The following is a 23,228-nucleotide window of genomic DNA, read 5'->3' as shown; positions in this document are numbered from 1 at the left end:
GCAAGGATTTCGAGCACACCATCGCCTCTGCCGAGATTTTTTCTATTCCGCCTCCATTACGTTTTTCACTTGGCTCCCAGTCATCCCAGTTAAGGTTGCAGTCAGCCTCTCAGCAATCCTCTCTTCAGAATCTGAAAGCCAATATTAACGTCCGAATTTAGTAAAAAGTTAAATATTGGATCATAAAATGATGTCTTGGGAGGATCTTAGAAATGCCGCCAATCACGAATCCCCAGCCTTCCCAGAGTCTTGAAACAAAGCTCTATGAAGCTGTGGACCTCTTCGATGGTTCGAGCGCCGTCAAAGGAGTTAATGTAAAAGGGGCCGCGCTTGCAGAGATTACCGAGCGTGACGGCATTGCCGAGACATCGTCTGCAAACCGCGCGGACGACAATACGCAAGCATTTGCCAATATTGCCTCCAGGGACGCTGCAGGCGCAGGCTTTGCGCCTGACACGCAAAACATCACGGCTGACCCGGCGACGCAGGTGGTGCCGGACCAACGCTCGACCGGCAACAAAGACCCCTTTTCAGGCCGCGAAGAGAGCATACCGCCGCCCGAGGCCGAAAGCGTGGCCGCCACTGCGGCAGGCGCTAATTCGCCGCCTGCTGACATCCCACGTGCTACCGAAGGCGCTGCCGCGCCGGTCCTGCCGGGTAGAGCATCCCTCGAAGCGGCAGAAGACGAGCGGCCGGCAGACCCTCTCCTGACCAATTCCGAAAACACTGGGTCGCAGCCGGTGCCTGACGCGGCAGCAGGAGCAACGCAGCCCGCCGAAGATACACAAGACGGTACACCCGCCGCTACTGGCCCATCCGACACTAGCGCCTCAGGCGACACCGATCTGGCGCTCGACGCCACCCTGCCCGGCGGCACGCCGCTCGAGGTCGCGGTCGGGCTCGACCCGGTCGAGGCGCTGCTGGGCGATATCGACCTGCCGGCCACCGCCGATCTCGGCGGGGTCCTCGCCGGCGGCGCCCCGGCGGCCGGGGGCGACACCGATCTGGCGCTCGACGCCACCCTGCCCGGTGGCACGCCGCTCGAGGTCGCGGTCGGGCTCGACCCGGTCGAGGCGCTGCTGGGCGATATCGACCTGCCGGTCACCGCCGATCTCGGTGGGGTCCTCGCCGGCGGCGCCCCGGCGGCCGGGGGCGACACCGATCTGGCGCTCGACGCCACCCTGCCCGGCGGCACGCCGCTCGAGGTCGCGGTCGGGCTCGACCCGGTCGAGGCGCTGCTGGGCGATATCGACCTGCCGGTCACCGCCGATCTCGGTGGGGTCCTCGCCGGCGGCGCCCCGGCGGCCGGGGGCGACACCGACCTGGCGCTCGACGCCACCCTGCCGGGCGGCACGCCGCTCGAGGTCGCGGTCGGGCTCGACCCGGTCGAGGCGCTGCTGGGCGATATCGACCTGCCGGCCACCGCCGATCTCGGCGGGGTCCTCGCCGGCGGCGCCCCGGCGGCCGGGGGCGACACCGACCTGGCGCTCGACGCCGATCTCTTTGGCGCCCTCAGTTCTGAAATGATGGCGGAGTTCAACCTCGCTGAAATCGCGCCTGAGGCAATGGCAAGCCTGGACCTCTTCGATGTAGCAAGCGGAACATCTGCTTTGTCCGCCGATGCGATGTTGACCGCCCTGACGGATACGCCCTCAATCCTGGCACCGAGTCAGGCGACAGATCTCCTCGCCATCGCGACAGCGCCCAGTACAGGCACCCCTTCATCGAATGTTGACGCCATAAACAGTACGCAAACGGCAGTGGCCGCGAAGATTGGCGGCGGATTCCTGTCGGGAGCATTTTATGGCGGATGGTGACACAGGATATCTTCGGGAAGCAGCATTCTGGAAGCAGTCCGTATTAACGCTTCTTCTGGTGACACTGGCACTGAATGTGCTCAGCCTGACCATACCAGTTGCTGCTTCCCAGATCTTCGGTCACCTCATTCCCGCTCCATACAGCCCCACGCTGTTGATCCTTGTCGCCAGCGTGGTGTGCCTTGGTGCCGCCGAGGGATTGCTGCGCTTCGCTCGCGCAGCTGTTCTGAATCGTGCAGGAGCCAATTTCGCCGGTTTGATCACGCACCGGCTGCTCACGCATGTCATCGCCAGCGACCCGCCAGGAGGGCGCCTTCTCGCCTCGCGCAGCATCGAGTATCTCGGTGCCATCCAGCAGCTCAAGGAAAAATACAACGGGCAGATCGTCGTCAGCATGATCGAGCTGCTTTTCCTGCCGATCATCCTTGCCGCCATCCTTGCCATCTCCTGGATGACTGGCCTGTTCGTGCTGCTCTGCCTTGCAATCTTTGGCCTCGTCACGCTGCTAGACGCACGGCGGATGAAGCGTCTGGTTGACCAGAGCGCCGCGGAAGGCGAGAGCCGCTACGATTTCCTCTTCACCATGCTGGACGCGATGCACCTGATCAAGGCGCTGGGCATCGAGGACAACATCCTTCGCAGATTCGAGGCGGGTCAGTCCTCCATGAGCCGCCGCAACCATCAGCTCGGGCTGGTAACGGGCCGGCTGCTCAACAGTGCCTCTGTCGCCAGCCAGTCGCTGACCGCGGCGACGCTGGCCCTCGGCGCCATCGCGGTCGGGCACGGCCAGACGACGATGGGAGGAGTCTCGGCGCTGGTCCTGCTCAGCGGCCGCGTCATGGCGCCGCTGCAGCAGGCCATCTTCCTCTTCGTGCAGATGAAGGACATCGGCGCGGCGCAGCAGAAGATCGTGGCGCTGCTCCGCCAGGAGCCGGTCGCCAGCCCACGGCATGAGCTGAGCGTCACCAATGAAGGCCGCGTCTCGCTCAACCGCGCAGCCTTCCATGCCAGCGATGGCACCTGCCTTTTCCGGGACGTGAACCTGACGCTGCAACCCGGGGAGATCGTCGCCATCTCCGGCCCATCGGAGCGCGCCAACTCCGCGCTGCTGCAGATCATCGCCGGCGTGCACCGGCCCGCCGAGGGCACTGCCACGCTGAACGGCGTGGCGCCGACAGAATATCCCCAACCTCTGCTCAACCGCTGCGTCGGCTATGTGTCATCGGAGGGGATCCTGTTCCGTGGCACGATACGCGACAACATCACGCGCTTTGGCGAGGTGAGCGTGGAGGCGGCCATGGAAGTGGCCGCGCTGCTCGGCATCGACGCGGCCATCAACGAGCTGCCGAACGGGCTCGACACGCAGCTGATGGGCTCGGCGGCCGATGCCATTCCGCCCGGGCTGCGCCAGCAGCTGACCATCCTGCGGGCGCTTGCCACGCGGCCGAAGCTCATCCTCCTCGACAATGCCGATCGCGCGCTGGACCGGGAAGGCTACGCCAAGCTCAGCCGCTTCATCGGCAAGGTGCATGGGCAGGCCACCTTCATCCTGGTCTCGGACGACGCCAACCTGCTCGGCTATGCCGACAAGCGCTTCCTCCTGTCAGAGGGCGGGCTGCGCCCCATCGAGGGCTTCGCCATGGCGGAGCGGATCTCATACCGGGATCTCAGGGTATGATCATACCGCCCCGGCAGGATGCCGCCCGGGCAGTGCCGGCCGCGCCGGAGCAGGCCAGCCGCACGGCACCGCACGGCGACACGGAAGGCGGTGCGGCGCTGCGGAGCCTGCTGAACCGGCTTGCCCAACTGCAGGCGCTGGTGCGCCGAAGCCGGCATGGCCTCAGCGGCGATGAGGGTGACGAGCGGCTGTTCTGCGCGCTCTGCCTGACCGCCGGCACGGACTTTCCGCTGCGCCAGCTGCTCGCCGCCCTGCCGGCCGAACCCGCGCCGATGGATGCGGATGGCATCATTGCCGCGATGGGGCATCTCGGTTTCTGCGCCACGCCGCTTGCCCGCCTGCCGGCGCAGCCGCAGGCGCCGCTGCTGCACGATGGCGGCGGGGAAGGCGCCTCCGTCATCCTGCGCCTGCCCGGCAGCAACCGGATGTGGCGGCTTTGGCCCTCCGGCGCGATGGAGGAGCTGGCCTCATCACGCCAGCTCGGCCGCGGCACCCTCTGGAGCTTCCCGCGCGAGGGCGATACCCACCCGCTCTCCGCGGCGCGGCGCAGCCACACCGGGCACCGCTGGTTTCGTGCCCTTATGGCCAAGTTCGGCTGGCTGGCCGGCGGCCTCATACTGGTCAGCCTGGCCATCGCCGGCGTCAGCACGGCGCTGCCGCTGTTCACCATTCAGATCTACCACCACGTGATCAGCCTGGGCTCGCTTGAGCCGCTGCCGATGTTCGCGCTCGGCATGGCACTCATCGTGCTCATCGAGGGCCTGCTGGTCGGGCAGCGCAGCCGGATGCTGGCCTGGATCGCCAACCGGCTGGAGTTCCTCGTCGCCGGCGCGACCTTCGAGCGCATCCTCAAGATCAGGCCCGCCATTTCCGAACGGGCCTCGGTAACCGACCAGGTGGCTCGCCTGCGCACCTTCGAGAACGTCCGCAACTTCATCACCGGCCCCGCCTTCATCGCGCTGCTCGAGGCACCGATCACCGCCGCCTCCCTCGGCCTGCTCGCCGCCGTGGCGGGATGGGTGGTGGTGGTGCCGCTGCTCGGTATCCTGGCGCATCTCTGGCTGTTCTCGGTGCTGCTGCGCCGGGCGCGGGTGATGACCTCGATCGCGGCCGACGAGTCCACCGAGATGCAGCGTATGACCATCGAGACCTTCCAGAAGCGGGAGGTGATTCGCCAGGCCGGCCTGCAGCACCAATGGTCGGGCCGCATGATCGGCTGCGTGCGGCGGCAGCAGGTGGCGCAGCTCGATCTGCGCATGGTCGGCGCGGCAGGGGATGCGATCTCGACCTTCATCCTCACCACCGCGACGATGCTGATGCTCGCGGCAGGGACGGAGGCGGTCTGGGCCGGCACCCTTGGCACCGGCGGGCTGCTTGCGTGCACCATCCTGGGCCGCCGCGCCATGGTTCCCTCCCACATGCTTTGCCTCTCGGTGCAGCGTTGCGAGCAACTGCGGAACAGCCTGGGCCAGCTGAATGGGCTGATGGAGATCCCGCCCGAGCGGGATGAGGTGCGGCAGTACAGCCAGGCACGCCCGTTGCAGGGTGGCATCAGCTTCCTCAACACCGGCTTCCGCGCCGCCGATACGCGCCCCGTCTTTGTCGGCCTGGACCTCGAGATACCACCTGGCAGCCGTATCGGCATCACCGGGGCCAATGGCAGCGGCAAGACGACCGTGCTCAAGCTGGTCCAGGGGCTGAGCGACCTGACGATTGGCGCCGTGCGGCTCGATGGCGTGGATCTGCGCCAGCTGCCGCCCGACGAGCTGCGCCGCCGCATCGCCTACGTCCCGCAGCATCCGCGGCTGTTTCCGGGCACGCTGCGCGACAACCTGCTCTTCGTCAATCCTCTTGCGGAGGAGGGCAAGCTGCGTCTGGCGCTTCAGGCCGCCCGCCTGGCGGAGGCGGTGGAGCAGTTGGAGGATGGCCTCGACCACCGCTGCGACGAGACGAAGGCCTTCCCTCTGGAGTTCCACTTCAAGTTCGCCGTGGCACAGGCGCTTTTAACCGAAAGTAATATCCTCTTGATAGACGAGGTGCCTAACCGCTTGCTGGATGGCGAGGTAGGCCGGGTGATCAGGGACATCATCACGCAAAGAAGCCGCAGCCGGACCGTCCTGTTCGTCTCTCACAGGTCAGACTTCCTGGCGCTGGCCGAGCGCGTCGTCGTTCTGCGCTACGGAAAGGTGCCAGCGGTGACGACGCCTGCGGCGCTGGTGCAGGGGCCTGCATGAACGCTCTCTCGCCAGCGCCGCCGCCCCGCCCCCTCCCTGCCTCGGATGAGGCGCAGCTGGTCTATCCGTTGCTGGTCGACGAGAAGGTGCCGCAGCGCATGCTGCGCCGCATATGCGTCCTGGTGGCGCTCAGCGTACTGGCCTTTGTCGGCTGGGCCGCGACGGCACGCGTGCACGACGTCTCCCAGGCCAGCGGCACGATCGTGCCCTCCGGCTTCGAGCGCGTCGTGCAGCATTTCGAAGGCGGCATGGTCGAGCAGATCCTCGTGCAGCCTGGCGAGCTCGTGGAGCGTGGTGCGCCGATCTTCATCCTGACCGATGGCGGCACCACCGAGGACGTGCAGGTGATGACGCTCCAGCGGCACAACCTGCTGGCACAGATCGAGGGGCTCGTGGCGCTGATGGAGGACCGCGCGCCAGACTTCCAGGCCTTCGGAGAGGATGTCGCGGTCCGGGCCACAGCGGCGGCCCATGCGGCGCAGCGTGACGCGCAGGCAAGCCAGATTTCCCTACTGGACAGCCAGATCGAGCAGGCAAGGCTGCAACTCAGGACGCTGGAGACTCAGATCGCCGGGCTGCGCAACAACCACGCCTTCGCCGCGGAACAGGAGGCGAGGATCGGCACCTTGTTCAACCAAGGCTACGCCACACGAACGCAGTACTCCGAGCGGCGCAAGGAGCGCGAGGATGCAGAGAACCAGCTCCAGGTCGCGCTGGAGAAGCGCCGCACCGCCCTGGAGGCCGTGGCCGAGGCGCAGAAGAACAAGATTGCCACCCTGGCCTCCGTCAGGTCCGACCTGGCCTCCCGCATCCAGGAGTTGCGCCGGGCGGTGATGGCGCTGGAGGGCGATGTCGCGAAGCGGCTCAGGCGGCAGGAGCGCCTGACGGTGGGCTCGCCGGTGCGCGGCATTGTCAAGTCGCTGGAAGTGACGACAATCGGTGGTGTGGCGGGCGCGGGTCAGCCCCTGGCGGTGATCGTGCCGCTGGACGAGATGCTGCATGCCGAGACGCGGCTGCCCGTCTCCCAGATCGGCCATGTCCGGCCCGGGCTTCCGGTGCACGTCAAGATCTCCGCCTATGACTTCACCCGCTTCGGCTGGATCGAGGGCCGCGTCTCGCGCGTCTCGCCCTCCTCCTTCAGCGGCGACGGGATGGCCTACTACAAGGTGCAGGTGGACCTGGCCTCGAACCACCTGCCCCTGGCGCCTGGTGCCCTGCTCTCGCCTGGCATGGCCGTCACGGCCGACATCATCACCGGCGACAAGACGGTCATGGCCTATCTGCTGAGCCCGATCCGCCGGGCCTTGAGCACATCCTTCCAGGAGCGCTGAGATGCCGCCCGCATCCGCCACGCCTCCTGGCCCCGCCGGCGCCGATGCCCGCGCCGTGAACATCCTGCTGGTTGATGACGACCGCACCAGCCTGCTGGCGATGGAGCAATGCCTGGAGCAGCTTGGCCACCGCGTGCACACCGCCGGCAATGGCGCTGAGGCCTTCGCGCTGCTGCGGGAGAACCCCGGCATGGCAGACCTCGTGATGACCGACCGCACCATGCCGGTGATGGACGGGCTGGGCCTGACACGGCGGCTGAAGCGCGAACCGCAGACCCGGCACATGCCCGTCATCATCCTCACCGGCGCAGCCGACAGCGAGGATGTCAGCGCCGGCATCGAGGCGGGGGCCTTCTACTATCTCACCAAGCCGCCGGTGGAGAAGGTGGTCGCCTCCGTCGTCAACTCCGCCATTCGCGAGGTGGCGCGGCAGCGCAAGCTGCGGGCCGATCTCGCCGGCCACCAGCAGGCCTTCCGCTTCATGCAGGCGGTGAAGTTCCGTCTGCGCCGTCCGGAGGAGGTGGAGCCGGTGGTGAGCATGCTGGCCAGCATGCAGGACACGCCGGACCGCGCCATCCAGGGCATCTACGAATTGGTTCAGAACGCGGTTGAGCATGGCGTCCTGCGCTTCGGCTTCCAGGAGAAGGCGCGCCTGATGATGCAGGGCCAATGGCAGCAGGCGCTGGCCGAGCGGTCGCAGGAGGCGCGCTTCGCCGAAAGCTGGGTGGAGGCGGCCGCGATCCGCCGCCAGGATGGCATCTACATCAGCGTCGCCGACAATGGACCCGGATTCGATTGGCGGCCCTACCTGACAGCGGATCCCAGCCGGGCCGCTGCCAGCTGCGGGCGTGGCATCTCGCGCGCCGCGAACTTCGCCTTCGACCGGCTGAGCTTTGACAAGACCGGCAACAAGGCGATCGGCTTCATCGCCCAGGAGCGAGATGTCAAATGGTAAGGCATGCGATGGCGGAGTGGCGCCGCGGGCGGACCGGAAAGCTTCGCACGGTCCCGATGATGCTGGTGATCTGCGGTCTCACTGCGATGCTGGTCGGCTGGTACTCGGTGACCTTCATCCGCGAGCAGAACCGGCTATTCCTCGGCGAGAGACGAATGCTGAGCCGCCTGGTGATGGCGCAGGCCGACACCGTTCTGGTCCGGGTGAAGGACCTGGCGGCCTTCATCTCCGCGCGCCGGGAAGAGGAAGTCGCGGCCAAGCTGCGTGTCGCGTCGCGCCTCTCGCCTTACATCATCGATCTCGGGCTGATACGGGGCGATTCCTTGCGTCAGCGGCGCTCCTTCACCAACCCGGGCACGCTTCCGGATATCAATCCGGTGGAGGCGCAGCGGCTCGCGGCGCAACTGCTGCAGAATGAGGGGCTGATCACGGCCATCCGGCCGCAAGCCTTCGCGTCGCTGTTCCCCAACATGGACGGCGACGAGGTCGTGCTGGCGCAGGCCATGCGCTTGGGCGGAGGCTCTGGGGATTTCTTCATCGTCTATGCGGCGGTGGATGTGCGCAAGATGCTCGAAGAGCTCAGCGCCGATTTCCGGGAAGGCAGCCTGACCGCGGCGCGGCTTACTGTGGACGAGGTGCAAACCGAGTTCCTCCTGCCCGGCCGCGGCACCGCGGACTGGACCGGGGACGCCACGCAGGAGGCGGTAAGGCTGGCGCACAACAGCCAGATCGTGCTCGCCAACTGGGACAGGACGGTGCGTTTCGGAAAGCTCGCCTTCATGGTCGCCGGCATTCTGGCGATCAGCGCGATCACCGTAGCGCTTTCGGTGCATTACATGAGAGACCGCCGGCGAGCAGAGGCGGAGCTTCAGGCGGCACTCGACAAGGCGAACAGTGCCAACGACTCCAAATCGACCTTCCTGGCCAATATGAGCCATGAGATCCGCACGCCGCTCAACGGGGTTCTCGGCATGGCGGAACTCCTGACGCGGACGGAGCTTTCCGAGCAACAGCTTCGTTACGTGCGACAGATCCGCTCGTCTGGCGGCGTTCTTCTGTCCATCCTCAACGACATCCTGGATATCTCCAAGCTCGAGAGCGGGCAGATGGCGATCGACCCCGTGCGGGTCAATCTGCCTGGGCTGATCAGCGACATTATCGGCTTCTACGCTATGGGAGCGCAGGACAAGGAGCTCGACCTCCTGCTGGACATCGAGCCCGACCTGCCGGAATTCGTCCAGGCGGACCCGACGCGCCTGCGCCAGATCATCGGGAATCTGATATCGAACGCGCTCAAGTTCACGAAGCAGGGTGAGATCTTCGTTTCCGCGGCCGTCGAATCTCATGATGACAAGACAGGCCAGGCGCTCATCCGTGTCTCGATCCGGGATAGCGGTATCGGCATCTCGGAGCAAAGCATGGCCAAGCTCTTCTCCCGCTTCACCCAGGCGGAGGCGAGCACGACCCGGCTTTATGGGGGAACCGGGCTCGGCCTCTCCATCTGCCGCGAACTTTGCGAGCTGATGGGCGGCCGCATCGGCGTCACCAGTGCGATCGGCCAGGGATCGACCTTCACCTTTCGGCTGCCGGTGCAGGTACTGCAGCCCGCCACGATCGAAAAGGGGCCCGCATTGCGGCTGGCCATCATCTGTGGTGCCCCGCCGCTGAGGAGCATCATCGGTAAAGGGCTTGAGGTGCGTGGCGTCGAATGCGTCTGGTTCGAACCCACGGTGACATTGCAGCGGGCATTGCAGGCCCAGGCCGAAAATGCTCCCTTCGATGCGCTGGTGATCGACCAGGGCCCGCATATCGAGGAAGCTTTGGAAGTCAGGCGCCTGGCGCAGGCGTTTCCTGCCCTATCTGCCGCGCCGACTATCGTGCTCGGTACGCAGCAGGCCGACAAACGCTATGCTGCGTTCTCCCAGGTGGTCATCAAGCCGTTCAGCGCACACACATTGTACGAGACCATACTACGCGCCGTGCAGAGCGGAATTTCCAAAGCAGAGGGAATGGACATGGCCGGTGCATCCAGCATCTCCCCTGCTCATCCGTTCGAGGGATACAAGGCGCTTCTCCTGGACGACAACAACGTGAATCTGATGTTCGGAGAAGAGATCCTCAGGGATTTGGGCTTCGAGGTTGCCAGAGCGACCAATGGCAAGAAGGCGATTGAGGCAGCGTTGCAGGGCCGTTTCGACGTGATCTTTATGGACTGCCAGATGCCTGTGATGGATGGCTACGAGGCCAGCGGCCATCTTCGGCGCATGATGGCGGATGGCGAGATTCACCGCGTGCCGATCGTTGCTTTGACAGCAAACGCCTTGAAGGGTGATCGTGAGAAATGCCTTGCAGCCGGCATGGACGCCTTCTTGAGCAAGCCGATCAGCACGGTCGATCTGCAGATGCTTCTAGACTCGCTGAAGGATTTCACATCCACCGCGGCGAAGAAGCAGCGTGTCCTGGCGGCGGTCAAAATTCCCTCGCATTCGCCCACGGCGACAGTCAAGGCACCCCTGCCCGGGTCATTGGAGCAGGATCTGGCAGCCGAGCTTCCAGGCACAACAACTGCCAGCTTCCGGCCCTCAGCGGCCCCTAAGGCCCAGTCTCCGGTGACTATGGAAGCGCCTCTGCTGAAAAGCTCTTCGGAGAATCCCGCTCCGGCTACGGCGCCGAAGGCAGCGCCAGTCATGGCCGCTCCTACGGCAGAGCAACCGCCTCTCCCGCGTTCCAAGATTCCCGTTATTGACTTGGCGGAATTTCAGAAAACAAAATCATCGATGAAAAAATTCGAGGCTCTTGTTTCATTTTATTTGCAAGACACTTCCTCTTACATCGAAGACATCAAGAAGGCATTGGCCATGGCTCAAGTGGAGGATGCAATTATGCCCGCTCATACAATCAAGAGTTCAAGCCGCATTCTAGGAGCCAGTGCATTGGCCCTGCTGGCAGAAGAATTCGAAAAGCGCGCGCGCCTTGGTGGAGAGGCACAGATGAGGGAGCTGCAGGCTATTCGTGATCATATGGAGCGTGTCTTCACCGCGACGTCGGATGGCATCAAAAAACTGATGGATGACGGTAAGGGAATTGCTCCGGTTTGACGGAGAGGCGCTGGATCAACTGGCGGCCATCTTCTCGAACTGGACCGGGCTTGTGAAGCCGGGCGCGGAGTGGCGCCTGACAGGGCTGTAGAGACCATCAATGTGGCGGCCGATGGCCTGCTCGGCATCCTGATGTGTTTCAAACATGGTGCGCCAGACGAGTTCCGACCTCAGCGCCTTGAAGAACGTCTCGACCATGGCGTTGTCGTAGCAATTCCCTTTGCCCGACATCGAAATCAGGATGCCGTGCTCTCGGAGCTCCGCTCAGTGACCAGCGGAGCAATATTGGCTGCCACGCTCCGCATGATGGATCAGCCCCGGCGCCGGGCGGCGCATGGCGAGGATCTTCCTCCCCGCCGGCCCGTACTCATCGACACCATCATCAGCAAGCATTAAAGCGGAGAACGCCTGCCGGGAGCATTTGGCTAGAGATTTTGCTGCGCCGCGCGGGTGATGCGCGCCTCTCCGGTGCCGAAGACATTCACGGCGAAGGTGAAGCGGTAGCTGATGTCGATGCTGACCAGGGTGATGCTGCCATTGCGCTGGCAGCCTCGCCGCTCCTGCAGCAGTTGTTCCGGCTCCAGCCCCATGGGCAGACCCGGGCGGGCGACGACCTCCGAGAGATCGGCCAAGCAGCGCTTCTGCGCGTCCTCGCCCACATAGACCAGCGTTCTGCGCAGCACGGCATCGGCATAGGCGTGCACGGCCTGCACCGTGTAGACGTAGCGCGACATCTCGATACCGCCCATGAAAAGCAGCATGAAGGGCAAGGTGGCGAGGGCGAATTCGAGCGAGAGCGCGCCCCGCCGGCCGAGCCTAGCGAAGACGGAGTTCGACATGGCCGGTCAGGGTTTGCGCCGGCAGGACGGCGGCAGCCAGGGGTGTGCTGGCACTGAAGGGCCGGCTGACGCGGATCGAGAGATAGGTGGCAGGCGTACCCATGGCGCAGGCACCGCCATGGCAGGACACGGTCGCGCCATCGTCGCAGCGGCAGGCCATGGCCGGGTCCGGCACGCTGATATCGCTCCAGCCCGGAAGATTGGCGCGGATGGCGGCGGTGATGCCCACGCTGTCGGCCGGGCGGCTGAAGGCATATTGCGCCCCGGCCCGAGCCGCCGCTTCCAGTTGCAGGCTCTGCTGGATGGCGTTCCCCACATCGAAGCTGCCCATCACCAGCAGGCAGAGGACAGGGGCGATCAGCGCGAACTCCGTCAACGAGACGCCCCGGCGGCAGGCCGCGAGGCGGGTGCGCATCGCCTTCATTCCACCATCCTCGGCACCATCACCTGCGGCACCTTGGTATTGCGGCCCGGGCAGCCGCTGACGTCGAAGGGGAAGTTGCTGAGCTGCCCCACCTCCAGGGTGCCGGCCACCACCGGAAGGCAGGTGCTGGGGTTCGGCGCGGACATGTTGCTGATGCGCGTGAAGGCATTCGGCACATAGATGCCGCCCAGCAGATCGATCGCGCTGAGATTGCTGAGGTTCAGCGTCGGGTTGCTGCTAGTGCCTGCGGGGCCGGCATTGGCGCGGATGATGATCATGCCGTTCAGCGCGGGGTCATAGGTGTTGGTCGCGGGCGCGGTGAGGCGGGCCTTGGAGATGCTGCTGAACGTCACCTGCCCGGGCTGGCTGCCCAGCAGCACGATGCTGCAGTTGTCGCAGAGGAACTGGCTGAGAGTGGCGGCGGTGAAGGACGCCGTCGTGCCCGCCCCGGTGCCAACCAGGATGAAGGTGCAGCCATTGCAACGCACTTCCGAAAGGCTGCGGAAGGTCAGCGAGGCATTGCGGAAGATGTAGGTCCCGGCGTCCAGCACGACCACGCCGTCATTCTCCACGAAATAGGCCTTGTTGCAGAAGGCCGTCTGGCTTTGCTCGTAGCGTGGAATACGCATGGTGGAATTGAAGCTGGTCGTGGAGCTGGTGGTGCAGGGCGGATCCGGCGGGGTCAGCTTGTCCAGCGGCGCATAGGGGTTGGAGATCGGCGGCATCTGCTCCTGGTAGCCATCGGTCAGCTTCACATTCGTGTTGGTGCAGCCGTCGCACAATCCCGCTGTCACGACGCCCTGGGCGCTGAAGCTGCCGGCTTGATCGATCTGCACCGCCTTGCTGCCTGTGGCATTGGCGCCGATGGCGCAGCCGCGCATCTCGAACTTGCTGAAGCTGGAAACCTTGGCGGTGCCGTTGAGGGCAAGCAGGCAGACCTGCATCTGGCTTTTCAGCATGGCCACGGCCCGCGCGCTGACATCGCTATCGCCCATCCCGAAGAGGGTGGCGGCGAGTGCCATCGGCTGCCGGCGGCGGATCGTCACCTCATAGGCCTGGCCGTTGTTCATGTAGGGGCCGCTGTCAGGCGGATTGCGGGCCTGCACCGTGGTTTCGGCATCCGTGGTGAAGCCGTTGAGCGTCGCGACTTCGGTCGCGGCCGCCAGGGCGGCGGTGCTGGAGCGCGTTCCGGCGGCCGAGGCGGCGGCGATGGCGGCCGCGTCGGCCGCGCTCTGCACGCGCCGCTGGGTTAGATAGAGCAGCCCGCCATCCGTGATCAGCGCGACCGCACCGAGCAGCGCCGTGGCGCTGACGGCGAACAGCACGACCGTGGCGCCCCGCCGGTCCCGCCGCAGGCGTGAAGCCGGACTGCCGAGCCGGGAGAGCAGGAGGGGGAGGCGAAGGGGCACAGCGCGGGACCACTCAAGGATGGAAGGAGGCTGGGTCGCTATTTGCTCAGGGTTGCGCTCAGGCTTGCGCCTCGCACAACGGGTTGTGATGTTCAGCACACACCCCTTAACATTCTCGCAGGATTTTTACCAAGCGTTGAAATACCTCTTGAGGTTGTGAAGAGGCAAATGTTACCTCCCGATTGCTACCGATGCGGGCAGTCATTGAAAGAGATCGCGCGATGGTCGCGCGGCATCCTGTTCCCGCTGCGGTGCGATAACGGAGCGAATCCCATGATGGGTAAGGCGATTTATCTGCTCACCGCTCTCAAAGCGGATCGCAAGGGGGTCACCGCCCTGGAATATGGCGTGATTGCCGCAGTGCTCGTGGTTGCTGTCGCAACTGCGGTTGGTACCTTCGGCGATTACGTCTCGACATTTCTGACCGGACTTGGGGGCAAGATTGACACGGCGATTACCGGCACGCCTCCCTCGTAAAGAGTTTGTTCTGCGAGGCGGCGGCACGCCCGCCGCCTCGTACCCACGACTTGGCCATTTTATCCAAGAGGTTGCAGGAGACATTTGGCGGTGCTTCTCTTCGCCTGTCTTCTCCCGCTCCTGGCCGTCGCTGCCTGGCGTGACATCGCCACGCGCACCATTCCCGACACGGTCAGCATCCTGGCGGCCCTGATCGGCCTCGCCGCCCGGCTGGCCCTGGGCCCCCAGGCGGCGCTCCTCTCGGTTCTCACGGCGGCCGTGCTCTTCGCCCTCCTGCTCTTCCTCTTTGCGCGCGGCGCGCTGGGCGGCGGAGACGTGAAGCTGATGTCGGCCCTCGCCCTCGGCATGGCCCCGGCCATGGTCTGGGACTTCCTGGTGGTCACCGCGCTCGCCGGCGGGGTTCTGGCCCTGGTCTATCTGGCGCTCTCCTGGCTGCTGCCGGCGCATCTGGCGCGGCCCGCCACGGCCGGCGGCATCCTGCCGCGCCTCTGCCATGTCGAGGCCTGGCGCATCCGCCGGCGGGGACCGTTGCCTTATGGGCTGGCCATCGCCCTGGGCGGCGCGGCGGTCCTCCTGCACAGGATATAGGGCACGACGATGCGGCTCTTCCTCGTCCTGCTCCTGCTCCTGACAGCGGCCGGCCTCGGGCTGGTTGCCTGGCGAGCGGTGCAGCCGCCCGCGCCGATCGCGGCCGCCTCCGCCGCCGCCGCAGAACCGCCGGCTCCCACTCGCCTGCGCGTGCTGGTCGCGGCCCGTCCTCTTCTGGCGGGATCGCTGCTGAAGGAAGGCGACTGGGTGGTGCGTGAGGTGCCGCCCGAGGCCGCATCCGGCGACGCGCTGCGCGACACGCCGGAAGAGCGCGCCGAGCTGCAGGGCGCCATGCTGCGCCAGTACCGCGAGGCCGGCGCGCCGCTCTCCCGCGCCGATGTGCTGCGCCCGCGCGACCGCGGCTTCCTCGCCGCCGTGCTGCGCCCGGGCCGGCGCGCCATCTCCGTGGGCGTCGACGCCGTGACCGGCGCCGCCGGGCTGATCTGGCCCGGCGACCAGGTGGACCTGATCCTGACCCAGGAGCTCGACGCCTCCCAGGCCCCGCTCGACCGCCGCGTGGTGGCGGAGACGGTGCTGACGGATATCCGCGTCATCGCCGTGGACCAGAAGATGACGCAAGGTGCCAGCGCCGAATCCGCCACCCGCAGCGTGGCGAGCACCGTGACGCTGGAAGTCTCCACGCGGGAGGCCGAGCGGGTGGCGGTGGCCAGCCGTCTGGGCCGGCTCGCCATCACCGTCCGCGCCATGGAGGAGGCGGCCGTGGCCGAACCCGCCGCGGCGCGGGCTGCCGTCTTCGGCGCCGATGTCTCCAGCGCGCTTTCACAGACCGAACAGGGAGCAGTCACCCGCATGCGCGTGATCCAGGGCGGCGAGGCACAGGACCTGACCTTCCGATGACCGGCTTCCCACCCCGGCTGCTGGGCATGGCCGGCCTGCTGCTCCTGCCAGGGTTGGCCCTGGCGCAGCCGGTGCAGCCGGCGCTGCCGACCGTGGCGCCGGCCGGCCCGACGGCGCCGCTGATGGGCAGCGCGCGGCTGGAGGCCGGCACAGGCCAGCTTCTCACCCTGCCGCGCCCGGCCAGCACGGTGATCGCCGCCGATCCGCGCATCGCCCGGGTGCAGCCCACCTCGCCCACGCGCCTCTTCGTCATGGGCGTGGCGGAGGGGCGCACCACCCTGATCGCCACGGCCGAGGATGGCTCGCTGGTGGCGCAATACGATATCGCCGTGCGGGGGAGTGTCGCGCCGGCCGGCGGCAACCCGGCGGTGCTGACACCCCTGGCGCCCGCCACCCCCGCCGCCGCGCCGCTGAACGCGGCGGCTCTGGAAGCCGCCCTGCGGGAGGCGGTGCCGGGCCTGCAGGGCCTGCGCCTCCGCGTCACCGCCTCGGCCATCGTGCTGGAGGGCAGCGTGGCCAGCCCCTCCGAGGCCAGCCGCGCCCTGGCCCTGGCCGCCGCCTTCGGCGGCAAGGAGCGGGCGGTGGAGAACGCCCTGGCGGTGCGCGGCAGCACGCAGGTGAATGTGCGGGTCCGCATCGCCGAGATCTCCCGCCAGATCACCCGGGAGCTGGGCCTGAACTGGCAGGCGCTCGGCTCCGTCGGCAGCTTCGCCTTCGGGCTGCGCAGCGGTCCCTCGGCCAGCAGCGTCGCCGGCGCGGTGGCCAGCGGCGCCGGCGCCCTGAGCAGCGCGGCCGCCGCCGGGCGCATCGCCGGCGGCATCCGCACCTCGCGCCTCGACATCAACGGCGTGATCGACGCGCTCGCGGCCGACCAGCTGATCACCATCCTCGCCGAGCCGAACCTGACGGCGCAGTCCGGCGAGACGGCCAGCTTCCTGGCGGGCGGCGAGTTCCCGCTGCCGGTCGCCGCCAGCGACACCGGGCAGATCTCGGTGGAGTTCAAGCCCTTCGGCGTCAGCCTCTCCTTCGTGCCCACTGTGCTGTCGGTGGACCGGATGACGCTGCGCATCCGTCCGGAAGTCAGCGAATTGTCGCAGAACGGCGCCATCAGCGTGCCGATCGTCGGCGGCTCCGTGCAGATCCCGGCCCTCACCGTCCGCCGCGCCGAGACGACGGTGGAGCTGGGCAGCGGCCAGAGCTTCGCCATCGCCGGCCTGCTGACCCGCAACAGCAGCCAGGTGCAGCAGGGGCTGGCGGGGCTGAGCGACCTGCCGATCCTCGGCCCGCTCTTCCGCTCCGACCAGTTCCAGCGCAGCGAGAGCGAGCTGGTGATCATCGTCACCCCCTATGTCGTCCGCCCGGTCTCCGACCCCGCGCTGCTGGCGGCGCCGACGGACGGCTTCCGCCCGGCGACGGATCTGGAGCGCGTGCTGGAGCGGCGGCAGATCGCCCGTGGCGCGCAGCCGCCGGTGCTGCGCCGGCCGGCCAATGCCGGCTTCATGCTGGAGTAGCCCCTGACATGCTCAAGCCCCTGGGTTTCGCGGCCGCCCTGCTGCTGGCCGGCTGCGCCGACCCGGTCGCCCGCCCTGGCACCTGGCAGGCCGGCGGCGTCAACGACCGGAACCTGCGCGCCATGATGGCCGACCCCGCGCATGAGCGCCGGGGCATCGGCGCCACGGATAGCCATGCCGACACCGCCGCCGCCGCCGTGCAGCGGCTGCGCCAGGGCAAGGCCTATCCGCTGCTGGACCCCCGCGGCTCGGGAGCGGGCAGTGTCGGCCGCTGAGACGGCGCGCGGCACCGGCGGCGCGGCGGAGCGCCCCGTCCTGCTCGCCTTCCTGGCGGAGGAGGCGGACGAGGCGGCGCTGCGCGGCGGGCTGGCGGAATGGATGGATGCGGTGCCGGTGCGGCGCGGCAATGTCCGCACGGCCGCCCGCGCGCTGGAGCGGGAGGAAACCCCGCGCCTGCTGATCGTCGACATCTCCGGCGTCGACGACGCGGCCGAGGCGCTGGACCGGCTGGCCACGGTCTGCAGCCCCGATGTGCGCGTGCTGGTGGTGGGCGACCGCAACGACCTCAGCTTCTACCGCGGCATCACGCGCGACCTCGGCGTCGAGGAATACATCTACAAGCCGCTGACCCGCGACAATGTCAGCCGCCTGTTCGGCCCGCCGCTGGCGGAGCTGCTCTCCGCGGGCGGCAGCCACGGCCCCGCCACGCCACGCGGCGGGCAGATCGTCGCCGTCAGCGGCCTGCGCGGCGGCGTCGGCGCCACCACCATCGCCACCAACCTGGCGCTGCACCTGTCGGAGACCACGCGCGGCCATGTCGCGCTGCTGGACCTGCATCTGCGCGGCGGCAGCGCGGCGCTCTCGCTCGGCGCCCGCCCCGGCGCCGGCCTGCGCGTGGCGCTCGAGGAGCCGGACCGTGTGGATGCGCTTTTCCTCGACCGCGTCTCCATCCCGGTCTCCGACCGCTTCCGCGTGGTGGCGGCGGACGAGGCCCTCGAATCCAGCCCCGCCCCCACGGAGGCCGGCATCACCCGGCTGCTGGAGCTTCTCCGTTCCCGTTTCAACACCATCGTCGTCGATCTGCCCCATCCGCCGGGCGTGATGGAGCGGCGCGTGATCGCCCTGGCGCGGCACCGCATCCTGGTGATGGGGCCGGATGTCGCGAGCATCCGCGACGCCGGGGCCGGCCGCCGCATGGTCGCGGCCCTGGCCAGTGGCGCCACTCCCCTGCTGGTGCTGAACCGCGCGGGGCTGCGCGGCGGGCTCGGCAATGCCCTGGTCGCGGAAGGGCTGGGGAGCGCGCCCGACATCCTCATCCCCGATTTTCCTGGTCAGGTTCCGAAAGCCATGAATCTGGGCCGCCCCGCCTTGCATGACAGCGCCGGCTTCCGCCGCGCCCTGACGCCCCTGACGCGTGAGATCTCCGGCGCGGGCGCCGCCGCCGAGGAGGGAGGGCTGCGCCGGCTGGCGCGGCTGTGGCGGCGATGAAGACTTTCGGCCGCCGCGCCGAGGCGCCGCCCGCACCCGCGAACGAGCCCGCCCCCGGCGCCGTGCCGCGGGAAGCCACGCGCGAGGCGCCGCTCTTCCGCCTGCGCAGCCAGGTGATGGACCGCATCGATCCCACCGTCGCCGCCGAATTGCCGGCGCCGGCCCTGCGCGCCCAGCTGGAAGCCCTTGTGCACGAGGTCGCCGACCGCCAGCGGCTGGAGCTGTCGGCGCGCGAGCAGGCGCGGCTGGCCGAGGAGCTGACGCATGACATGATCGGCTACGGGCCGCTCGAGCCGCTGCTGCAGGACGACAGCATCAGCGACATCATGGTCAATGGCCCCGACAGGGTGTTCATCGAGGTGCGCGGCCGCATGCGCCTCTCCGATGTGCGCTTCCGCGACGCGGCGCAGGTGGCGAACATCGCGCAGAAGATGGCGTCCGCGGTGGGCCGCCGTGTCGACGAATCCAGCCCCCTGCTGGATTGCCGCCTGGCCGATGGCAGCCGCGTCAACGTCGTGTTCCCGCCGCTGGCGCTGGACGGGCCCTGCCTTTCCATCCGCAAGTTCTCCAAGAAGAAGATCGACTTCTCGGTGATGGTGGCGAATGGCAGCATGATCCCGCAGGTGGCGCGGGTGCTGGAGATCGCCGCGCGCTGCCGCCTGAACATCGTCGTCTCCGGCGGCACCGGCTCCGGCAAGACGACGATGATGAACGCGCTGAGCCGGCTGATCGACCACGAGGAGCGCATCGTCACCATCGAGGACGCGGCCGAGCTGCAGCTCCAGCAGCCGCATGTGGTGCGGCTGGAGACGCGCCCGCCGAACCTCGAAGGCAAGGGCGAGATCACGCAGCGCGACCTGATGAAGAACGCCCTGCGCATGCGCCCCGACCGCATCATCGTCGGCGAGGTGCGCGGCTCGGAGGCGTTCGACATGCTGCAGGCCATGAACACCGGCCATGACGGCTCGGTCTGCACCGTGCACGCCAACACCACGCGCGACGCGGTGACGCGTATCGAGAACATGGTGCAGATGGGCAGCATGTCGCTGCCGCCGCGCGCCATCCGCACGCAGATCGCCAGTGCCGTCGATCTCATCATCCAGGTGGAGCGCATGCGCGACGGCGTCCGCCGCGTGTCGCAGATCTCGGAGATCTGCGGGCTGGAAGGCGATGTGATCACCATGAACGAGGTGTTCACCTACAATTTCGAGGGCGAGGACGCGAATGGGCGGCTGCTCGGCCGCTATGTCAGCCCGCGCACGCGCCCCGGCTTTTCCGAGAAGCTGCGCTATTACGGCCTGGAGCGCAGCTGGATGGACGCGTTGCAGGAGCTGCCGGAATGATGCCGGCGCTGCTCCTGGCGATGGCGGTGGCTCTGTGGGCCGCGGCCGCCACGGTGCTGCTGCGCAGCGGCGCGCAGGACAGGATGCGGGCCCGCGTGCAGGGCGCGCGGGCCGTGGCCGCGCCGTCGGCCACGGCCGTCCCGCGCATGCCCAGCATCCGCGTGGCGCCACGCGGCGGCAACCCGATGCTGCGGCGCATCTTCCGCCTGGTCAGCTACCATCCGGACAACCCGGCCGAGCACACCATCCCCTGGATGGTGGTGCTGGCGGCGGGGGCGGCGGTGGGGCTGCTGGGCTTCTGGCGGGCCTCGGCCTATCTGGGCACGGGCCCCGGCGGCGTGGCCGGTGCCGCCAGCGGCGTCCTGGCCATCCGCAGCATCTTCCTCTGGCAGCACCGCCGTTACACCAATGCGTTGTTCCGCCAGTTGCCGGATGCGCTGGGCGTCATCGTCCGCGGTGTGCGCGCCGGGCTGCCGATGACCGAGGCGCTGCGCAGCATCGCCCGGGAAATGCCCTCTCCCACGCGGGAGGCTTTCGGACGCGTCGTGGGTGAGATCGCCATCGGGCGTTCCGCCGAGACGGCGCTCTGGAGCCTCTACGAGCGCACGCGGCTGTCCGAATACGCCTTCTTCTCCGTCATGATCGGCCTGCAGGCGCAGACCGGCGGCAGCCTGACGGCGGCGCTGGATACGCTGGCGGACATGGTGCGCAAGCGCGTGGCCATGCGCAGCCGCGCCCGTGCCCTGGCGGCGGAGGCACGCATGTCCGCGCTGATCCTCGCCATCCTGCCCTTCCTGGCCGGGCTTGGCCTTTCCTTCCTGCAGCCTGGCTATCTGGAGATTTTCTTCACCACCCCTTCCGGCCAGGCATTGCTGATGGCGGCCCTGACCTTGCTGGGCATGGGCCTGCTGACCATCCGCTGGCTCATCCGCAAAAATACGAGCGAGTGAGGGGCATGGCGGGCACCTCCTCGCTGATCCTGGCGGGCCTCGCGGGCGGCGGCGCGCTGCTGCTCGTCGTCATCGCCACGCTGCTGCTGCATGCCGAGGCGCGGGAGCGCGGCTATGCCAGACGTATCCGGCAGGTGACGCGCCCCGCCACGCCCGATGGCCGCCGCGCCGCCAGCGCGCTGCATCCGCTGGGCAAGGCCTTGCAGCGCCTCGGCGAATTGCTGCGGCAGACGGCGCTGTTCTCGGCCAAGGATATCGCGGAGCTGGAGCGCGCCGTGGGCGCGGCCGGCTTCAACCCGCATCGTGCCGTTTCCACCTTCCTGGGCGTGAAGCTGGTGGCGGTGCTGGCGCTGCCGGCTCTGGGCTGGTTCATCGGCCGCATCGCCGGGGGGCAGATGCAATGGATGCTGCCGGCCGCGGGCCTGGTGCTGGGTATCCTGCTGCCGGGCTGGGTGGTGGCCATGCTGCGCCGCCCCTATGTCGCGGCCCTGGAGCGGGGCCTGCCGGATGCGCTGGACCTGCTGGTGGTCTGCGCCGAATCCGGCCTTGGCCTGGACAGTGCGGTGGAGCGTGTGGCGCGGGAGCTCGAATTCTCCAACCCCACCATCGCCCTGGAGCTGGCTCTGCTGACCCAGGAGCTGCGCATGTTGCCGGACCGGCGGGAGGCGTTGATGCGCCTGGGCGAGCGTACGGGCGTGGAAAGCTTCCAGCGTCTCTCCGCCACCCTGTCGCAGACGTTGCGCTATGGCACGCCGCTGGCCCAGGCGCTGCGCGTGCTGGCCGCCGAGATGCGGCAGGAGCGCATGACCAAGCTGGAGGAGCGTGCTGCGCGGCTGCCGGCCCTGCTGGTTCTGCCGCTCGTGCTCTTTATTCTGCCCTGCCTGTTCATTGTCCTGATCGGCCCCTCCGCCATCCGGATCATTTCTCATTTCAGCGGAGGCTAAGTCCCGCCATGCCACACACCATCAGCCGCCTGCTGCTGCTCTTCTGCCCGTTGCTGCTCGCCGGCTGCGCCAGTTCGGCTCGGCGCGACGAGGTGGCGACGCGCATGCGGGTGGCTGCGGTCGCCGAGCAGGCAGGACAGGAGGATGTGGCGCTTTCCCTGTATGCCGCCGCCGCGGCCCAGGCGCCGGACCGGGCCGAGGTGCAGGCACGCTATGCCCATGCCCTGCTGGAGTATGGCCAGCCGGACCAGGCCCTGCACGTGCTGAAGGAAGCGAGCCGCCGCCATCCGCAGGATCCCGTTCTGCTGGCAGCCGGCGCCCGGGTGCAGTTGGCTCTGGGGCAGGCTGAGGCAGCCCTGGCCAGCTACCGCCAGTTGCTGGCGCGTGCGCCCGGGGATGTCTTGTCGCTCAACGGCCAGGGCGTGGCATTGGACCTGCTGGGCCGGCACGTCGAGGCACAGCAAAGCTACCGGACGGTACAGACGATCGAGCCGGGGAATATCGCCGCGGCCAACAACTTGGCGCTCTCCACCCTGTTGGCGGGGGATGCCAACACGGCGGCGGCGCTTTTCGGACGGCTGGATCGGCCCGGGGCGCCGGAGCGGGTACAGCAGAACCATGCCATCGCCCGTGCAGCGGCGGGGCAGGAAGCGGCAGAGCCGGACCTGAACGCCTTGGCGGCGGCGCTGCGCTAGGCCCAGGATCTATGAACCAGCCTCTTGGGCTTTGATGCTGCCGCGATTCCACGGCTCGATGGGTTTCCGGGGTGCCAGCCGGGCCGCCTTTTCCTCTCCGGCTCTGGAGGACAGACTGGCCCTCTCCGGCCCAGCCGGATCTCAAGGCACAGCCCAGGAGCAGGCTTCATGGACATCAACATGCCGGACGTGGTGGCCGAGGTGACGGCAGCCTTCCAGCGCTACGAGGCGGCGCTGGTGGGCAACGACGTGGCGGCGCTGGACGAGAGCTTCTGGAACAGCCCGCATACGCTGCGCTACGGCGCCACCGAGAACCTCTACGGCCACGCGGCGATCGCCGCCTTCCGCGCCGCGCGCCCCTCCCAGGGGCTGGAGCGCACGCTGGCCCGGACCGTCATCACCACCTATGGCCGCGACTTCGCCACGGCCAACACGGAATTCCAGCGCCCCGGCAATCCCCGCATCGGGCGGCAGAGCCAGAGCTGGGCGCGAATGCCGGAGGGTTGGCGCGTCGTCGCCGCGCATGTGTCCTTCCTGGAGTGACGGCGGCGCCGGGCGCGGTGCGGGGGGCGGCGCAGGGCCTGGGCGA

The 23,228-nt window shown here is 67.9% G+C and carries 20 protein-coding genes and 1 pseudogene; 17 read left to right on the top strand and 4 right to left on the bottom strand.

Annotated elements, in window-relative coordinates; all coding sequences use genetic code 11:
* Window positions 1–212: 212 nt before the first annotated feature.
* Genes CR165_RS17470 through CR165_RS17445 form a run of 6 tightly spaced genes read left to right on the top strand, consistent with a single transcriptional unit; the run spans window position 213 to window position 11,113 of the window.
* On the top strand, window positions 213–1,817 hold the full coding sequence (locus tag CR165_RS17470; protein WP_146201935.1) for a hypothetical protein: 1,605 nt from the start codon (window positions 213–215) through the stop codon (window positions 1,815–1,817).
* Window positions 1,804–3,495, top strand: coding sequence for an ATP-binding cassette domain-containing protein (locus tag CR165_RS17465; RefSeq protein WP_109518223.1), 1,692 nt, complete (start codon window positions 1,804–1,806; stop codon window positions 3,493–3,495). The genes CR165_RS17470 and CR165_RS17465 overlap by 14 nt, the downstream gene beginning before the upstream one ends.
* Window positions 3,492–5,729: a peptidase domain-containing ABC transporter gene (locus CR165_RS17460; RefSeq protein ID WP_146201934.1), complete on the top strand. Its 2,238-nt coding sequence runs from the start codon at window positions 3,492–3,494 to the stop codon at window positions 5,727–5,729. The genes CR165_RS17465 and CR165_RS17460 overlap by 4 nt, the downstream gene beginning before the upstream one ends.
* Window positions 5,726–7,060: an HlyD family type I secretion periplasmic adaptor subunit gene (locus CR165_RS17455; protein WP_109518221.1), complete on the top strand. Its 1,335-nt coding sequence runs from the start codon at window positions 5,726–5,728 to the stop codon at window positions 7,058–7,060. The genes CR165_RS17460 and CR165_RS17455 overlap by 4 nt, the downstream gene beginning before the upstream one ends.
* Window position 7,061: 1 nt before the next feature.
* On the top strand, window positions 7,062–8,015 hold the full coding sequence (locus CR165_RS17450; RefSeq protein WP_109518220.1) for an ATP-binding response regulator: 954 nt from the start codon (window positions 7,062–7,064) through the stop codon (window positions 8,013–8,015).
* Window positions 8,016–8,071: 56 nt separating this feature from the next.
* Window positions 8,072–11,113, top strand: a complete 3,042-nt coding sequence (locus CR165_RS17445; protein WP_181378216.1) for a hybrid sensor histidine kinase/response regulator — start codon at window positions 8,072–8,074, stop codon at window positions 11,111–11,113.
* Window positions 11,114–11,128: 15 nt separating this feature from the next.
* On the opposite strand, the pseudogene CR165_RS17440 reads toward CR165_RS17445, so the two are convergent.
* The 4 genes and pseudogenes from CR165_RS17440 to CR165_RS17425 form a co-directional block, all read right to left on the bottom strand.
* Window positions 11,129–11,464, bottom strand: a pseudogene (locus CR165_RS17440) (integrase core domain-containing protein); the annotation flags it as partial.
* Between the two features lie 74 nt (window positions 11,465–11,538).
* On the bottom strand, window positions 11,539–11,952 hold the full coding sequence (locus CR165_RS17435) for a TadE/TadG family type IV pilus assembly protein (protein ID WP_109518218.1): 414 nt from the start codon (window positions 11,950–11,952) through the stop codon (window positions 11,539–11,541).
* Window positions 11,930–12,376, bottom strand: a complete 447-nt coding sequence (locus CR165_RS17430) for a TadE/TadG family type IV pilus assembly protein (RefSeq protein ID WP_109518217.1) — start codon at window positions 12,374–12,376, stop codon at window positions 11,930–11,932. Before CR165_RS17430 ends, CR165_RS17435 begins: the two co-directional genes overlap by 23 nt.
* Window positions 12,373–13,884, bottom strand: coding sequence for a pilus assembly protein TadG-related protein (locus CR165_RS17425; protein WP_109518216.1), 1,512 nt, complete (start codon window positions 13,882–13,884; stop codon window positions 12,373–12,375). The genes CR165_RS17430 and CR165_RS17425 overlap by 4 nt, the downstream gene beginning before the upstream one ends.
* Before the next feature lie 174 nt (window positions 13,885–14,058).
* Between CR165_RS17425 and CR165_RS17420 the strand changes: the two genes are divergently transcribed.
* The 11 genes from CR165_RS17420 (at window position 14,059) to hpxZ (ending at window position 23,182) form a co-directional block, all read left to right on the top strand.
* Window positions 14,059–14,262: a Flp family type IVb pilin gene (locus tag CR165_RS17420; protein WP_245906532.1), complete on the top strand. Its 204-nt coding sequence runs from the start codon at window positions 14,059–14,061 to the stop codon at window positions 14,260–14,262.
* A 90-nt stretch (window positions 14,263–14,352) separates the two neighbouring features.
* On the top strand, window positions 14,353–14,850 hold the full coding sequence (locus tag CR165_RS17415) for an A24 family peptidase (RefSeq protein ID WP_245906530.1): 498 nt from the start codon (window positions 14,353–14,355) through the stop codon (window positions 14,848–14,850).
* Window positions 14,851–14,859: 9 nt separating this feature from the next.
* Window positions 14,860–15,708: a Flp pilus assembly protein CpaB gene (gene cpaB, locus CR165_RS17410; protein ID WP_109518214.1), complete on the top strand. Its 849-nt coding sequence runs from the start codon at window positions 14,860–14,862 to the stop codon at window positions 15,706–15,708.
* Window positions 15,705–17,219 (top strand): type II and III secretion system protein family protein, encoded by a 1,515-nt coding sequence (locus CR165_RS17405; RefSeq protein WP_109518213.1) that lies wholly within the window; start codon window positions 15,705–15,707, stop codon window positions 17,217–17,219. Before cpaB ends, CR165_RS17405 begins: the two co-directional genes overlap by 4 nt.
* 8 nt (window positions 17,220–17,227) lie before the next feature.
* Window positions 17,228–17,494: a hypothetical protein gene (locus CR165_RS17400; protein ID WP_109518212.1), complete on the top strand. Its 267-nt coding sequence runs from the start codon at window positions 17,228–17,230 to the stop codon at window positions 17,492–17,494.
* Window positions 17,481–18,707: an AAA family ATPase gene (locus tag CR165_RS17395; protein WP_109518211.1), complete on the top strand. Its 1,227-nt coding sequence runs from the start codon at window positions 17,481–17,483 to the stop codon at window positions 18,705–18,707. The genes CR165_RS17400 and CR165_RS17395 overlap by 14 nt, the downstream gene beginning before the upstream one ends.
* On the top strand, window positions 18,704–20,050 hold the full coding sequence (locus tag CR165_RS17390) for a CpaF family protein (protein WP_109518239.1): 1,347 nt from the start codon (window positions 18,704–18,706) through the stop codon (window positions 20,048–20,050). The genes CR165_RS17395 and CR165_RS17390 overlap by 4 nt, the downstream gene beginning before the upstream one ends.
* Window positions 20,050–21,000 (top strand): type II secretion system F family protein, encoded by a 951-nt coding sequence (locus tag CR165_RS17385; protein WP_146201933.1) that lies wholly within the window; start codon window positions 20,050–20,052, stop codon window positions 20,998–21,000. The genes CR165_RS17390 and CR165_RS17385 overlap by 1 nt, the downstream gene beginning before the upstream one ends.
* A gap of 5 nt (window positions 21,001–21,005) precedes the next feature.
* Window positions 21,006–21,944, top strand: coding sequence for a type II secretion system F family protein (locus CR165_RS17380; RefSeq protein WP_109518209.1), 939 nt, complete (start codon window positions 21,006–21,008; stop codon window positions 21,942–21,944).
* Between the two features lie 8 nt (window positions 21,945–21,952).
* Window positions 21,953–22,639, top strand: a complete 687-nt coding sequence (locus CR165_RS17375) for a tetratricopeptide repeat protein (RefSeq protein ID WP_109518208.1) — start codon at window positions 21,953–21,955, stop codon at window positions 22,637–22,639.
* A gap of 168 nt (window positions 22,640–22,807) precedes the next feature.
* Complete coding sequence (gene hpxZ, locus CR165_RS17370; RefSeq protein WP_109518207.1) at window positions 22,808–23,182, top strand: oxalurate catabolism protein HpxZ; 375 nt, start codon at window positions 22,808–22,810, stop codon at window positions 23,180–23,182.
* The last annotated feature ends 46 nt before the right edge of the window (window positions 23,183–23,228 follow it).

It is taken from the genome of Teichococcus aestuarii (assembly GCF_003116135.1).
Classification (GTDB): domain Bacteria; phylum Pseudomonadota; class Alphaproteobacteria; order Acetobacterales; family Acetobacteraceae; genus Pseudoroseomonas; species Pseudoroseomonas aestuarii.
This window is presented reverse-complemented; position numbering and strand designations above follow the sequence as displayed.

Excerpts from the sequence above, each read along its gene's own strand:
- CR165_RS17445 (WP_181378216.1), top strand. The coding sequence starts at position 8,072 with ATGATGCTGGTGATCTGCGGTCTCACTGCGATGCTGGTCGGCTGGTAC.
- CR165_RS17390 (WP_109518239.1), top strand. The coding sequence starts at position 18,704 with ATGAAGACTTTCGGCCGCCGCGCCGAGGCGCCGCCCGCACCCGCGAAC.
- CR165_RS17380 (WP_109518209.1), top strand. The coding sequence starts at position 21,006 with ATGGCGGGCACCTCCTCGCTGATCCTGGCGGGCCTCGCGGGCGGCGGC.
- CR165_RS17465 (WP_109518223.1), top strand. The coding sequence starts at position 1,804 with ATGGCGGATGGTGACACAGGATATCTTCGGGAAGCAGCATTCTGGAAG.
- CR165_RS17400 (WP_109518212.1), top strand. The coding sequence starts at position 17,228 with ATGCTCAAGCCCCTGGGTTTCGCGGCCGCCCTGCTGCTGGCCGGCTGC.
- CR165_RS17375 (WP_109518208.1), top strand. The coding sequence starts at position 21,953 with ATGCCACACACCATCAGCCGCCTGCTGCTGCTCTTCTGCCCGTTGCTG.
- CR165_RS17450 (WP_109518220.1), top strand. The coding sequence starts at position 7,062 with ATGCCGCCCGCATCCGCCACGCCTCCTGGCCCCGCCGGCGCCGATGCC.
- hpxZ (WP_109518207.1), top strand. The coding sequence starts at position 22,808 with ATGGACATCAACATGCCGGACGTGGTGGCCGAGGTGACGGCAGCCTTC.
- CR165_RS17470 (WP_146201935.1), top strand. The coding sequence starts at position 213 with ATGCCGCCAATCACGAATCCCCAGCCTTCCCAGAGTCTTGAAACAAAG.
- CR165_RS17405 (WP_109518213.1), top strand. The coding sequence starts at position 15,705 with ATGACCGGCTTCCCACCCCGGCTGCTGGGCATGGCCGGCCTGCTGCTC.
- CR165_RS17430 (WP_109518217.1), bottom strand. The coding sequence starts at position 12,376 with ATGAAGGCGATGCGCACCCGCCTCGCGGCCTGCCGCCGGGGCGTCTCG.
- CR165_RS17385 (WP_146201933.1), top strand. The coding sequence starts at position 20,050 with ATGCCGGCGCTGCTCCTGGCGATGGCGGTGGCTCTGTGGGCCGCGGCC.
- CR165_RS17435 (WP_109518218.1), bottom strand. The coding sequence starts at position 11,952 with ATGTCGAACTCCGTCTTCGCTAGGCTCGGCCGGCGGGGCGCGCTCTCG.
- CR165_RS17455 (WP_109518221.1), top strand. The coding sequence starts at position 5,726 with ATGAACGCTCTCTCGCCAGCGCCGCCGCCCCGCCCCCTCCCTGCCTCG.
- CR165_RS17460 (WP_146201934.1), top strand. The coding sequence starts at position 3,492 with ATGATCATACCGCCCCGGCAGGATGCCGCCCGGGCAGTGCCGGCCGCG.
- CR165_RS17420 (WP_245906532.1), top strand. The coding sequence starts at position 14,059 with ATGATGGGTAAGGCGATTTATCTGCTCACCGCTCTCAAAGCGGATCGC.
- cpaB (WP_109518214.1), top strand. The coding sequence starts at position 14,860 with ATGCGGCTCTTCCTCGTCCTGCTCCTGCTCCTGACAGCGGCCGGCCTC.